We start from the raw sequence: 13746 nt of genomic DNA, 5'->3' as shown, positions 1-13746 counted from the left end.
TCTGTACGCACGGGAGTCTAGGCCCTGTTAAAGGGAGGGTAAGCAGCCGCATCGGACAACGGGTGGGGTTATCCCTACTTCACGCCACCCACGGGCCCCATGGCATGCGCGGGCGCCGCCCGGCAGGCTGGGGCGTATGACCATGAGCCCCCTGGTGCCCGACAACGACCGGCCACCGCCCGCCCGCTTCGCCCTCGATCGGTGGACATGGAAGGAGATCGGCCATCTCCTCGCCGACCTTCCCATGGCGCTGGCCGGGTTTGTTTACACAGTTTTCATGCTCGGCGTCGGCGTGGGGCTTGCGGTCACGGTGATCGGTCTCCCTCTGCTCGCCGCCGGACTGCAGGGAGCGCGGCTGATCGGCCGGGCCGAGCGGGGCCGGGCTCGGGCCATGCTCGGGGTGTGGGTCGACGAGCCCAGCCCGACGGTCCTGTCCCGCCGCGAGCAGGGCTTCTTTCCCTGGCTCTGGTCGAGCCTGATGGACCCGGTGGGCTGGCGGGCGGTGCTGTACTCCTTCATCCGGCTGCCCTGGGGCGTACTCACGTTCGTCGTGGTCCTTGTGAGCCTCTTCCTGCTGTGGCCGGTGCTCCCCTTCATCGCGCGGTTCCTCGCCAATGCCGACCGGGCGATGGTGCGCGGGCTGCTGTCGCCCTCCGACGAGCTGGAGCGCAGGATCGCCGAGCTGGAGTCGGACCGCGGGGTGGTCGTCGACACCGCCGCCGCCGACCTGCGCCGCATCGAGCGCGACCTGCACGACGGCGCACAGGCCCGCCTCGTCGCCCTCGCCATGGGCCTCGGCCTCGCGAAGGAGAAGCTGACCGACGACCCCGAGGCCGCCGCCCGCATGGTCGACGAGGCCCACGGCGAGGTCAAGGTCGCCCTCCAGGAACTCCGCGACCTCGCCCGCGGCATCCACCCCGCCGTCCTCACCGACCGCGGACTCGACGCCGCACTCTCCGCCATCGCCTCCCGCTGCACCGTCCCCGTGACGGTGGGGGTGGATCTGGCGTCCCGGCCCGCCCAGGCCATCGAGGGCATCGCGTACTTCACCGTCTCCGAGCTGCTGCAGAACGTGAGCAAGCACAGCGCCGCCCGTTCGGCGTCCGTCGAGGTGTGGCGGGCCGGGGACCGACTGCTGGTCCAGGTCACCGACGACGGGCGGGGCGGCGCCCGGATGGACGGCGGTACGGGCATGGCCGGGCTGGCCGAACGGCTGGGCGCCGTCGACGGGCTGTTCGTCCTCGACTCACCGGTCGGTGGGCCCACTACGGTCACCGCGGAGCTGCCCTGGCGGGACCGGGAGGCGGAGAAGGCGCCGAACCGCCCCCGGGCGGCCGGGCGGCCGTGAGGCCGGGTGGGCCCGGCCCGTCCCGGGCCCACCCGATCCCGTTTGGACCGGCGGGATCGTGCCTGACCGACCCGTGCCCCTGACCTGTGCCGATCCCGGCCGGCCCGGGGCCGCCGCATCCCCGCCCCGGCGCGGCACGATCCCGCCCGATCCGGCAAGCTCTCCGGGACGGACACCCCCGGCCGTCCTCGCCAGGTGGGGAAAACCCCCGGTCGAAGACGGATACCGCCCTCATGGTGCGCCGGCCCGGGACCCAGCACCCTTGATGGAGCGGCCGGAGCCCCGGAATCACCGGGGCGCCGGCCACCGCCCCGGAACGCCGGATCCCCGGGACCCCGGGGAAACCCGGAACACGAACCCTCGACCGCATCCCAGACCGCCGAGAAGAAACGGACAGCACCCATGGCCACGGCATATGGACCGGACACTCGGGACCACCAGCGGTCCGGAGCCGGTTTCGGGGACCGACCCCCGGTGAAGCACGTCCTTCCCGCCGCGCTGCGCGCGCCGCTGGAGGGCAGGACCTGGCGCGAGTTCGGCTATCTCCTGCTGAGCCTGCCGATCAGCACGGTGCTGTTCAGCCTCTCGATCGCCCTGACGTCCTTGAGCGCCGGCATGCTGATCACCTTTCTCGGCATCCCGATCCTGGCCGGCACGCTGGCCATGTGCCGGGGGTTCGGCGCGCTGGAGCGGGCCCGTGCGCGCGGGCTGCTCGGGCTGGACGTGGCGGACCCGGCACCGGCGCGGGGCAGGACCGGCGGGCTGATGCCCTGGGTGGGCGCGGTCCTGAAGAGCGGGGTCTCCTGGCGGCATCTGCTCTACGCGCTGCTGCACTTCCCGTGGGCGGTCTTCGCCTTCGTCGTCTCGCTGACCTTCTGGTCGTGCGGGTGGGCCACCTTCACCTACCCGCTGTGGCAATGGATCTTCCCGGCGACCATCGGGGCCGGCGGCATCCAGCTGTACGGCGACGACCACCGGCGGATCTACCTCGACTCCCCCTTCGAGCTGGCCGCGACCAGCGTGTGCGGTCTGGTGGTCGTCCTCGTCACCCCGTGGATCATCCGTGGCCTGACGAGCGTGGACCGGCTGATGGTGACCGGGCTGCTCGGGCCGTCCCGGCTGGCGACGCGCGTCTCGGAGCTGGAGTCGGACCGCGGGGTGGTCGTCGACACCGCCGCCGCCGACCTGCGCCGCATCGAGCGCGACCTGCACGACGGCGCACAGGCCCGCCTCGTCGCCCTCGCCATGGACCTCGGCCTCGCGAAGGAGAAGCTGACCGACGACCCCGAGGCCGCCGCCCGCATGGTCGACGAGGCCCACGGCGAGGTCAAGGTCGCCCTCCAGGAACTCCGCGACCTCGCCCGCGGCATCCACCCCGCCGTCCTCACCGACCGCGGACTCGACGCCGCACTCTCCGCCATCGCCTCCCGCTGCACCGTCCCCGTGACGGTCGAGGTGGATCTGGCGTCCCGGCCCGCCCAGGCCATCGAGGGCATCGCGTACTTCACCGTCTCCGAGCTGCTGCAGAACGTGAGCAAGCACGCCCGCGCGACCCATGCGTCGGTCGATGTGTGGCGGGCCGCGGGCCGACTGCTGGTCCAGGTCGTCGACAACGGGCGCGGCGGCGCCGACGTGTCGTCCGGGAGCGGACTGGCCGGTCTGGCCGAGCGGCTGGAGGCGGTGGACGGCGTCCTCGTCGTGGATTCGCCGCAGGGCGGTCCGACGCGGATCACGGCCGAGCTGCCGTGGCGCGGCTGAGCACACCCGCATGGTGACGTGACGGGAAAACCCCAGGTCGCAGCGGTTTTCACTGCGCCTCGTCCCCGGTCGCCGTACCGGCTCGACTCCGAGCCGGTACGGCGACCGGGGACATCGCGCTGTCGATACTGGGATGCTGGAAGCCGGTACGGGCAGAACCAGCGAACAGTGGGGGAAACAGCGTCATGGTGGAGGACAGGGTGCGGGTAGTCATCGCCGAGGATTCGGTACTGCTCCGGGAGGGGCTCACCCGGCTGCTGACCGATCTCGGGCATGACGTCGTCGCCGGGGTGGGGGACGCCGAGGCGCTGATCAAGACGGTGCACGACCTCGCCGGACAGGACGCGCTGCCCGATGTGGTGGTCGCCGACGTGCGGATGCCGCCGACCCACACCGACGAGGGCGTGCGGGCGGCCGTACGGCTGCGCAAGGACTATCCCGGGATCGGGGTGCTGGTCCTTTCGCAGTACGTCGAGGAGCAGTACGCGACCGAGCTGCTGGCCGGGTCCAGCCGGGGTGTGGGGTATCTGCTCAAGGACCGGGTCGCCGAGGTCCGGGAGTTCGTGGACGCCGTGGTCCGGGTGGCACAGGGCGGCACGGCGCTGGACCCGGAGGTGGTGGCGCAGCTGCTGGGCCGCAGCCGTAAGCAGGACGTCCTGGCCGGGCTGACGCCGCGCGAGCGCGAGGTGCTCGGCCTGATGGCGGAGGGGCGGACGAACTCCGCGGTGGCCCGGCAGCTGGTGGTGAGCGACGGCGCCGTGGAGAAGCACGTCAGCAATATCTTCCTGAAGCTGGGCCTGTCGCCCAGTGACGGGGATCACCGTCGGGTGCTGGCGGTGTTGACCTATCTGAACTCCTGAGGAGCTGACACCCTGTCAGATATCTGATGGGGGTCGCGCGAATCACCGAGGTCACCGCGGGGACCGGCGCCGGCCACCGCGGTGACCGGGATCCCGACCACCGGAGAGCGCCCCGGGTCCTAGAACCAAAGAATGAGTGCACAGCGTCTTCGTCGAACGGCTGGGGGGCTTGCAAAATATGACAAATCGCTATCAAATCGCGTCTCAAAACAACGTCCACCATATGATCGGTCCAGGGAAGGCGACCCTTACCGACGTAGGGTGGGCCTTGGGACCGCCGGCGGGCCGGCCGGTCCCGAGCCGCCGCCCCGAGGGAGGTCCAGTTCAGTGACCAGCCAGGTCAGTAGCCCAGCCGAACAGGCCGATGAGGCCAGCGAGGCGCTCGTCGGGGGACAGCGTGCCCCCCGCCCCGGTCACGCGGGCGCCGGCGAGAAGGAGATCCGCCGTCTGGACCGGGTGATCATCCGTTTCGCGGGTGACTCCGGTGACGGTATGCAGCTCACGGGTGACCGGTTCACCTCGGAGACCGCTTCCTTCGGGAACGATCTTTCCACGCTGCCGAATTTCCCCGCCGAGATCCGCGCCCCCGCAGGCACCCTGCCGGGGGTTTCCTCGTTCCAGCTGCATTTCGCCGATCACGACATCCTGACGCCGGGCGACGCCCCGAACGTCCTGGTCGCGATGAACCCTGCCGCCCTCAGGGCGAATCTCGGCGATGTGCCGCGCGGCGCCGAAATCATCGTCAACACCGATGAATTCACCAAACGCCCGATGGCGAAGGTCGGCTATGAGACCAGTCCCCTGGAGGACGGCTCACTGGAGGCGTACAACGTCCACCCGGTGCCGCTGACCACGCTGACGATCGAGGCGCTGAAGGAGTTCGGGCTCTCCCGCAAGGAGGCCGAGCGCTCGAAGAACATGTTCGCGCTCGGGCTGCTCTCCTGGATGTACCACCGGCCGACCGAGGGAACCGAGGCGTTTCTTCGCGCCAAGTTCGCGAAGAAGCCGCAGATCGCCGAGGCGAACGTGACCGCGTTCCGGGCCGGGTGGAACTTCGGGGAGACGACGGAGGACTTCGCGGTCAGCTACGAGGTGGCGCCCGCCTCCCACACCTTCCCGACCGGCACGTACCGCAACATCTCCGGGAACCTGGCGCTGTCCTACGGCCTGATCGCCGCGGGCCGGCAGGCGGATCTGCCGCTCTACCTGGGCTCGTACCCGATCACCCCGGCCTCCGACATCCTGCACGAGCTCAGCAAGCACAAGAACTTCGGTGTACGCACCTTCCAGGCCGAGGACGAGATCGCCGGCATCGGTGCCGCGCTGGGCGCCGCGTTCGGCGGGTCCCTCGCGGTGACGACGACCTCCGGGCCGGGTGTGGCCCTGAAGTCGGAGACCATCGGGCTCGCCGTCTCCCTCGAACTGCCGCTGATCGTCGTCGACATCCAGCGCGGCGGCCCGTCCACCGGCCTGCCCACCAAGACCGAGCAGGCCGACCTGCTCCAGGCGATGTACGGGCGCAACGGCGAGGCCCCGGTCCCGATCGTCGCCCCGAAGACCCCGGCGGACTGCTTCGACGCCGCGCTCGACGCCGCCCGGATCGCGCTGACCTACCGCACCCCGGTCTTCCTGCTCTCCGACGGCTACCTCGCCAACGGCTCCGAGCCGTGGAAGATCCCCGAGATCGACGAACTGCCCGATCTGCGCGTCCGGTTCGCCACCGGCCCGAACCACGAACTGGCCGACGGCACCGAGGTGTTCTGGCCGTACAAGCGCGACCCGCAGACCCTGGCCCGCCCGTGGGCGATCCCCGGCACTCCCGGCCTCGAACACCGCATCGGCGGCATCGAGAAGCAGGACGGCAGCGGCAACATCTCCTACGACCCCGCCAACCACGACTTCATGGTCCGCACCCGCCAGGCCAAGATCGACGGCATCGAGGTCCCCGACCTCGACGTCGACGACCCGGCCGACGCACGGACGCTCGTGCTGGGCTGGGGCTCCACCTACGGCCCCATCACCGCCGCCGTCCGCCGGCTGCGCGCCGCGGGGCACCCCATCGCCCAGGCCCATCTGCGCAACCTCAACCCCTTCCCGAGGAATCTCGGCGAGGTGCTGAAGCGTTACGACAAGGTGGTCGTGCCGGAGATGAACCTGGGCCAGCTCGCCACGCTCATCCGGGCCAAGTACCTCGTCGACGCGCACAGTTACAACCAGGTCAACGGTATGCCGTTCAAGGCCGAACAGCTCGCGACGGCTCTCAAGGAGGCCATCGATGCCTGACACCAACGAACTTCTCCAACTGGTGCCCAAGGCCGAGGCCAAACGGTCCATGAAGGACTTCAAGTCCGACCAGGAGGTGCGCTGGTGCCCCGGCTGCGGTGACTACGCGGTCCTCGCCGCCGTCCAGGGCTTCATGCCCGAACTCGGACTGGCGAAGGAGAACATCGTCTTCGTCTCCGGCATCGGCTGCAGCTCCCGCTTCCCGTACTACATGAACACCTACGGGATGCACTCGATCCACGGCCGCGCCCCGGCCATCGCCACCGGCCTCGCCTCCTCCCGTCGCGACCTGTCCGTCTGGGTCGTCACGGGCGACGGCGACGCGCTGTCCATCGGCGGCAACCACCTCATCCACGCACTGCGCCGCAACGTGAACCTCAAGATCCTGCTCTTCAACAACCGGATCTACGGACTCACCAAGGGCCAGTACTCCCCCACCTCCGAGATCGGCAAGATCACCAAGTCGACGCCGATGGGCTCGCTCGACGCCCCCTTCAACCCGGTGTCCCTGGCCATCGGAGCGGAGGCGTCCTTCGTCGCCCGCACCATCGACTCCGACCGCAAGCACCTCACGAGCGTGCTGCGCGCGGCGGCCGACCACCCGGGCACGGCGCTGGTGGAGATCTACCAGAACTGCAACATCTTCAACGACGGCGCCTTCGAGATCCTCAAGGACAAGGACCAGGCGCAGAACGCCGTCATCCGGCTGGAGCACGGCCGGCCGATCCTCTTCGGCACGGACGACACCAAGGGTGTGGTCCGCGACCCGGCCACCGGCGACCTCCAAGTCGTCACGGTCACGGAGGAGAACCGCTCGCAGGTCCTCGTCCACGACGCCCACGCCGCCAGCCCCACCACGGCCTTCGCGCTGTCCCGGCTCGCCGATCCCGACACCCTGCACCAGACCCCCATCGGGGTGCTGCGCAGCGTCGACCGGCCGGTCTACGACACACAGATGGCCGAACAGCTCGACACCGCCGTCGAGTCGGACGGCAAGGGCGACCTGGCCGCACTGCTCGCGGGCAACGACAACTGGACGGTCGTCGGCTAGGGCGTGTTTCGAAAGTAGCGTCGTCCGCCCGCAGGGCGGGCCGGGCGGCGTCCGGTGCATGCGATCGCAAGGCGGAGGGTCGCCCCGATACCGGTCGTATCGGGGCGAGCCCGACAACGCAGCGAGCGTGCGTGCCAGACGCCGCCTGGCAGGCGGGACTTTCGAAACACGCCCTAGCTGTGGCCTTGCGTCCGGATCCGACGCGATCCGGGCAGAAGGCCCTCGTCGGCACCCGCAGGGGTACGCCGCCTCGCCGGACGGGCTGAATTTCGGCCCGTCCGGCGTTTGCGACCAGGGGTGCGACCGGCCACCGCGCACCATGTGGCCATGGCCCTGGACCGCCCCGCGTACCGCATCAAGCGGCGTCTGCTCGGCAGAGCGCTCACCACCGAGCGCATCAGCGAGGAGAAGCTCGACAACCGGACGGCGCTCGGGGTGCTCGCCTCCGACTGCATCAGTTCGTCCGCGTACGGCTCCGAGGAGATGCTCCGGGTCCTCGTGCCCGTCGTCGGTGCCGCCGCCTTCACCCTGCTCATGCCGGTGACCGGCGCGATCCTGCTCGTCCTGCTGCTGCTGACCCTCTGCTACAGCGATGTCGTGATGATCTACACCCGGGCGGGCGGTTCGTACGTCGTCGCCCGGGAGAACTTCGGTCCCAACGTCGCGCAGATCGCCGCCGTGGCGCTGCTGGTCGACTACATCGTCACCGTCGCCGTCCAGGTCTCGGCCGGCACCAACGCCCTGATTTCGCTCGCCCATCTGATCGGCAACGGCTTCACCGGCCTGGACCATCTCCAGCTGCCGGTCTCCGTCGCCGTCATCGTGCTGCTCGCGTACGGGAATCTGCGCGGGGTCCGCGAGGCGGGCCGGGCCTTCGCGCTGCCCGCCTATCTCTTCATGACCGCCGTCGGCCTCATCCTGCTCGTCGCCGCGCTGCGCGGGCTCACCGGTGAGCTGCCGCACGCCGATCTGCACGCCGACGGCGTCGTGCCGCTCGGCACCCCGGGCAACGGCTGGCTGTACGGCGCCTCGCTCTTCATCGTGCTGCGCTCGTTCGCCAACGGCGGCTCGTCCCTCACCGGGCTCGAAGCGATCTCCAACGGCATCTCCACGTTCCGTGAACCCCAGGGCCGCAACGCCCGCCGCACCCTCATCGCCATGAGCGTGGTCCTGGGCATCCTCGTCCTCGGTGTCTCCACGCTGGCGCACTTCACCCATGCCGTCCCGTACACCGACGGCACTCCGACCGTCATCGCGCAGGAGGCCCATCTCGCGTTCGGCGGCGGCCCGCTCGGGACGGTCGGACTGGTCTTCGTACAGCTGGCGACCGCGCTGGTCCTGTACACCGGCGCCAACACCCCGTTCACCGGCTTCCCGTACCTCGCCAGCTTCGTCGCCGCGGACCGGTTCCTGCCGAGGATGCTGACCCGGCGCGGGCACCGGCTGGCGTTCTCCAACGGCATCATCGCGCTGACCGTCGTCTCGCTGGCGCTGCTGCTGGTGACCGGCGCCAGCGTGGACCGGCTGGTGGCGCTGTACGCGATCGGCGTGTTCACCGCCTTCACCATGGCCGGGGCCGGCCTCACCGCGTACCACCTGAGGCGCCGGGAGCCGTACCGCAGGCTGAAGATCGCGGTCAACGGGCTCGCCGCGGCCAGCTCGGCCACCGTCGTACTGATCTTCGCAATCACCAAGTTCACCGAGGGCGCCTGGCTGGTCGTGGTGGTCTTCCCGCTCGGGGTCTGGGCGCTGACGCGGATCAACCGCGAGTACCGGCACGAGGCCGCCGCGCTGCAGAGCATCCATGCTCCGGGCGCCGACCGCGCGCACTACCGCCGCCATCTGGTCTTCGTCCTCGTCGAGACGCTCGACCTGGCGACGCTGAAGGCCCTGCGGTACGCCCATGAACTGCGCCCGGACGAGATCCGGGCGGTGCATTTCGCGATCGACGAGGCTTACGGCAGACGGCTGGCCGCCCGCTGGGAGGCGACGGACGCCACCTCCGTCTCGCTGGAGCTGGTGCAGTGCCCGGACCGGCGGCTGCGCCACGCGATGAAGGAGCTGGCCTCCCGCACCACGGAGGACGGGAACACCTGGCTGACGGTGCTGGTGCCCCGGCGGACGTACAGCAATGTGCTCGGGAAGCTGCTGCACCGGGGCACGGGCGAGCAGATGGCGAAGACACTGGCGCAGCTGCCGCACGTGGCGGTGACGATCCTGCCGTTCGACGTCTCGCGGGCGCTGCGGGCGCTGGAGGAGGGGCGCTCGCCTCAGCTGGACTGATCCTGGAGCCCTCGGGCGTCCTGCGCCTCGCGCGCCTTCTGCCGGTCATAGGTCCCGCGCGCCGCCTGCACGGCGTCCAGGCGGCGCTCCGTCCAGCGTGCCAGCGCCCACACCTGCTCGGCGGCCTCCCGGCCCAGCGCGGTGAGCGAGTAGTCCACCCGCGGCGGGATCACCGGTTTCGCGTCCCGGTGCACGAAGCCGTCGCGCTCCAGCGTCTGGAGGGTCTGGGCCAGCATCTTCTCGCTGACGCCGCCGACTTCGCGGCGCAGCTCGCTGAAGCGGTACGAGCGTTCCAGCAGGGCGGCGAGGACCAGCACGCCCCAGCGGCTGGTGACATGTTCCAGCACCAGCCGGGAGGGGCACATCTGCCGGTTCACATCGGGCTTCGGGTTCAGGGCACTCACGCTCATGCCAGTACCTTACTTCAAAGTGGGTACTTTCGATTGGTTAGTGCACTCGTAGAGTGAGTGACACCGGACCGAACAAGGGCCAGTGCCACCCAAGAGGAGAAACCCCCATGAGCATCGTTGTCACCGGAGCCACCGGAGAGCTCGGCCGCCTCGTCGTCGACCAGCTGCTCACCACCGTGCCCGCGAACGAGATCGCCGCCGTCGTCCGCGACGAGGCGAAGGCCGCCCCGCTCGCCGCCCGCGGCATCGAGCTCCGCGTCGCCGACTACGACCGCCCGGAGTCCCTCAAGGACGTCTTCCGGGCCGGTGACCGCGTCCTGCTCATCTCCGGCAGCGAGGTCGGCAGGCGTGTGCCGCAGCACACCGCCGTCGTCGACGCGGCCAAGGCGGCGGGCGTCGCCCAGCTCGCGTACACCGGCGTACTGGGCGGCCCCGACGCCGACTTCCAGCTGGCCGCCGAGCACAAGGTCACCGAGCAGCTGATCCTGGACTCCGGACTGCCGCACACCTTCCTGCGCAACGGCTGGTACACCGAGAACTACACCGCCAACCTCGCCCCCGTCCTGGCGCACGGCGCCGTCGTCGCCAACGCGGGCGACGGCCGGGTCGCCTCCGCCACCCGCGCCGACTACGCCGCCGCCGCGGCCGCCGTGCTGACCGGCGAGGGCCACCTGGGCGCGGTCTACGAACTGAGCGGCGATGTCGCCTGGTCGTTCGCGGAGTACGCCGCCGAGGTCGCGCGGGCCACCGGCAAGGAGATCGTGCACAAGAACGTGCCGGCCTCCGTGCACCAGGAGATCCTGGTCGGCGCCGGTCTGCCCGAGGGCTTCGCGGCGATCCTGGTCGACGTGGACGCGGCGATCGAACGCGGGCTGCTCGCCGGGACGAGCGGCGACCTGGCCCGGCTGATCGGCCGCCCGACGACGCCGCTGGCCGAGACGGTCGCGGCCGCGGTGGCCTCGGCGTAACCCCGCCCGACCGCCGCTCCCCCTCCCCCGCACCTCAGAGCCCGTCGGGTGACCTCCGACCGGGCGGCCACGCCCCGGCACGCACGCTTCCCGCATCGTCGTCGGTCGCCGACGCTCCTTCCCCGAGCTCTCAGCCGCGTTCGAGCGGGGGAGACCCCATCCGGCTCCCTCCTCCGCCTCGCAATCGCACGCACCGGGTCGCGTCCGCCATCCGGTCCGAGGCCACCTGACAGGCTCTCAGGGCCCCATGTCATGACCGTATGGCGATACGGCTATGACATGGGGCCCCTTCGGCGATACCGTCGTGCAGTCGGCGGAGCAGTTGACACAGACTTGCCGGGAGGGTCCGTGAAGGGGACAAATGAACAGCGGGCCGGACTGCTGTCCGGCATCGGCGCCTACGGCCTGTGGGGTCTCGTCCCCCTGTTCTGGCCGCTGCTGAAGCCCGCCGGCGCGATCGAGATCCTCGCCCACCGCATGGTCTGGTCCCTCGCGGTCGTGGGCATCGCGCTGCTCGTACTGCGCCGCTGGTCATGGATCGGTGAGCTGATACGTCAGCCGAGGAAGCTCGGCCTGATAGCGGTCGCCGCGGCCGTGATCACGGTCAACTGGGGCCTGTACATCTGGTCCGTGAACAACGGCCATGTCGTCGAGGCCTCGCTCGGCTACTTCATCAATCCGCTGGTCACCATCGCCATGGGTGTCCTGCTCCTCGGTGAACGGCTGCGCCCCGCGCAGTGGGTGGCGGTCGGCACCGGCGTCGCGGCGGTGCTCGTCCTGGCCATCGGTTACGGACAGCCGCCGTGGATCTCGCTGATCCTGGCGTTCTCCTTCGCGACGTACGGCCTGGTGAAGAAGAAGGTCGACATGGGCGGCCTGGAGTCGCTCACCGCCGAGACCGCCGTGCTGTTCGTGCCGGCGCTCGGCTATCTGCTGTGGCTGGGCGCCCGGGGCGGCTCGACGTTCGGCTCCGACGGCCTCGGTCACGCGTCGCTGCTGGCCGCGACGGGGGTCGTCACGGCCACGCCGCTCGTCCTGTTCGGGGCGGCGGCGATCCGTGTGCCGCTCTCCACGCTGGGCCTGCTGCAGTATCTGGCACCGGTCTTCCAGTTCGTCCTCGGCATCCTGTACTTCCACGAGGAGATGCCGCCGGAGCGGTGGGCCGGGTTCGCCCTGGTGTGGCTGGCGCTCACCCTGCTGACCTGGGACGCGTTCCGGACGGTGCGGCGGACGAGGGCGCAGGCGCTGGCTCTGGCCGCGCAACCGGCGCCGTCGGCCGGGGACGCCGCTTCGTCCTCGCCTTCCGCAACCCCAGCGCGGTGACCAGCGCCCCCACCGCCACCATCACCACCGGGACGACGAGCGCCGCCCGGTAGGCCGCCAGAACGGCTCCGGGCGAGCCGTCCGTGCCCGCCGACGCGATCCCGTACACGGCCGTCACCGCCGAGACACCGACGGCCGAACCGAACTGCGTCGAGGTGTGCAGGAGCCCGCCCGCCAGACCCTGCTCCCGGTCCGGTACGCCGTCGGTCGCCGCGATGGTCAGCGGACCGTAGGCCAGGGCGAAGGCGGCCCCGATGAGGATCAGCGTCGGGAACATCGCCGCGTACGACCAGTCCGTCCCGACCGGCAGGAACAGCGTGTACGAGACGACGGCGAGGACGAAGCCGCCGAGGGCGACCCGGACATTGCCGAACCGGTTCACCAGGCGCGGGGTGAGGGTCGGCGCGATGACCGCGTCGGCGCCCATCGCCACCAGGGCGAGTGCGGTCTGCAGCGAGGACCAGCCGCGCAGTTCCTGGAGGTAGAGCGTCACCACGAACTGGAAGCCGAAGAACGAGCCGACGAACAGCAGGGCGCCGAGGTCGGCGCGGATCATCGAGGCCCGGCGCAGCAGGGCGAGTTCGACCAGCGGCGCCGCGGAGCACCGCTCGATCAGGACGAAGGCCGCGATCAGGAGCAGCCCCGCGGCGAACGCCCCCGCCGACCATCCCCAGCCCGCCGCCCCGTGCTCCAGGCGCACGATCCCGTACGCGAGCAGCAGCATCGCCCCGGCCGCCGCGGCGGCCCCCGCCAGGTCGAAGCCGCCGGTACGCGCCGGACGCATCTCGGCCGGCACGATCCGGAGCGCGGCGAGCAGGATGGCACCGGCCAGCAGCACGGGGGCGAAGAACACCCATCGCCAGCCGAGCTGGGTGAGCAGCCCGCCGATGACGAGGCCGAGCGAGAAGCCGCCGGCCGCGGTGCCGGCGAAGACCAGCAGCGCCTTGTTGCGCTGCGGCCCCTCCTCGTAGGAGGTGGTGATGAGCGACATGGCGGCCGGGGTCATGAACGCGGCGGCCACCCCGGTGACGAAGCGGGCGACGAGCAGCATCCAGCCGTGCTCCGCGAAGCCGCCGAGGCCTGAGAAGAGCAGGAAGACGGTGAGCCAGAGCAGGAACATCCGCCGTCTGCCCAGCAGGTCGGCGGCGCGCCCGCCGAGCAGGGTGAAACCGGCGTATCCGAGCACATAGGCGCTCATCACCCACGCCGCGCTGCCGGTCGACAGACCGAGGTCGGCCCTGATCGAGGGCACGGCCACGGCGAGCATGGCGACGTCGATGCCCTCCAGGAAGATCGTGCCGCACAGGACGAGGAGCAGGACGCGGGCACGGGCGGTCATCACGGGCGGTCGGCTCCGGGCAGGCGATTCGGGCGCGGCAGACACAGCTGTCCCCTTCGGGTACGTGAATGGATCGGTTACGCGGAAGAAGGTCGGTTCCCTCTTGTAACCAATGGCATCGTG

Annotated in this window: 9 protein-coding genes and 1 pseudogene; 8 read left to right on the top strand and 2 right to left on the bottom strand. The window is 70.7% G+C overall.

The window, feature by feature from the left end:
* The first annotated feature begins 136 nt into the window (after positions 1–136).
* The 6 genes from ACIQCZ_RS02190 to ACIQCZ_RS02165 all read left to right on the top strand — a co-directional run bounded on the left by ACIQCZ_RS02190 (position 137) and on the right by ACIQCZ_RS02165 (position 9583).
* Positions 137–1348: a sensor histidine kinase gene (locus ACIQCZ_RS02190; RefSeq protein ID WP_402278857.1), complete on the top strand. Its 1212-nt coding sequence runs from the start codon at positions 137–139 to the stop codon at positions 1346–1348.
* Positions 1349–1750: 402 nt separating this feature from the next.
* The gene (locus ACIQCZ_RS02185) at positions 1751–3106 is read left to right on the top strand and encodes a sensor histidine kinase (RefSeq protein ID WP_402278855.1); all 1356 of its coding nucleotides are present in this window, start codon (positions 1751–1753) and stop codon (positions 3104–3106) included.
* Positions 3107–3291: 185 nt separating this feature from the next.
* Positions 3292–3966 (top strand): response regulator transcription factor, encoded by a 675-nt coding sequence (locus ACIQCZ_RS02180; protein ID WP_305137553.1) that lies wholly within the window; start codon positions 3292–3294, stop codon positions 3964–3966.
* A gap of 327 nt (positions 3967–4293) precedes the next feature.
* Complete coding sequence (locus ACIQCZ_RS02175; RefSeq protein ID WP_376560851.1) at positions 4294–6249, top strand: 2-oxoacid:acceptor oxidoreductase subunit alpha; 1956 nt, start codon at positions 4294–4296, stop codon at positions 6247–6249.
* Entirely contained in the window at positions 6242–7300 is a 1059-nt protein-coding gene (locus ACIQCZ_RS02170; RefSeq protein WP_402278852.1) for a 2-oxoacid:ferredoxin oxidoreductase subunit beta, read from the top strand. The genes ACIQCZ_RS02175 and ACIQCZ_RS02170 overlap by 8 nt, the downstream gene beginning before the upstream one ends.
* 327 nt (positions 7301–7627) lie before the next feature.
* Entirely contained in the window at positions 7628–9583 is a 1956-nt protein-coding gene (locus tag ACIQCZ_RS02165) for an APC family permease (protein ID WP_402278850.1), read from the top strand.
* Here the strand turns inward: ACIQCZ_RS02165 and ACIQCZ_RS02160 are convergent.
* Positions 9571–9993 (bottom strand): winged helix-turn-helix transcriptional regulator, encoded by a 423-nt coding sequence (locus tag ACIQCZ_RS02160; RefSeq protein WP_402278848.1) that lies wholly within the window; start codon positions 9991–9993, stop codon positions 9571–9573. The two genes, ACIQCZ_RS02165 and ACIQCZ_RS02160, sit on opposite strands and share 13 nt — an antisense overlap.
* A 107-nt stretch (positions 9994–10100) precedes the next feature.
* On the opposite strand from ACIQCZ_RS02160, the gene ACIQCZ_RS02155 reads away from it, so the two are divergent.
* Both ACIQCZ_RS02155 and rarD read left to right on the top strand, forming a co-directional pair.
* Complete coding sequence (locus ACIQCZ_RS02155) at positions 10101–10961, top strand: SDR family oxidoreductase (RefSeq protein WP_402278846.1); 861 nt, start codon at positions 10101–10103, stop codon at positions 10959–10961.
* Between the two features lie 348 nt (positions 10962–11309).
* Complete coding sequence (rarD, locus tag ACIQCZ_RS02150; protein ID WP_402278844.1) at positions 11310–12284, top strand: EamA family transporter RarD; 975 nt, start codon at positions 11310–11312, stop codon at positions 12282–12284.
* Here the strand turns inward: rarD and ACIQCZ_RS02145 are convergent.
* Positions 12175–13623, bottom strand: a pseudogene (locus ACIQCZ_RS02145) (MFS transporter); the annotation flags it as partial. The gene rarD and the pseudogene ACIQCZ_RS02145 sit on opposite strands and share 110 nt — an antisense overlap.
* Between the last annotated feature and the right edge of the window lie 123 nt (positions 13624–13746).

Source organism: Streptomyces sp. NPDC093149 (genome assembly GCF_044754145.1).
GTDB lineage: Bacteria > Actinomycetota > Actinomycetes > Streptomycetales > Streptomycetaceae > Streptomyces.
The sequence above is the reverse complement of the archived record's forward strand: the minus strand, read 5'-3'. Positions and strand labels throughout refer to the sequence as shown.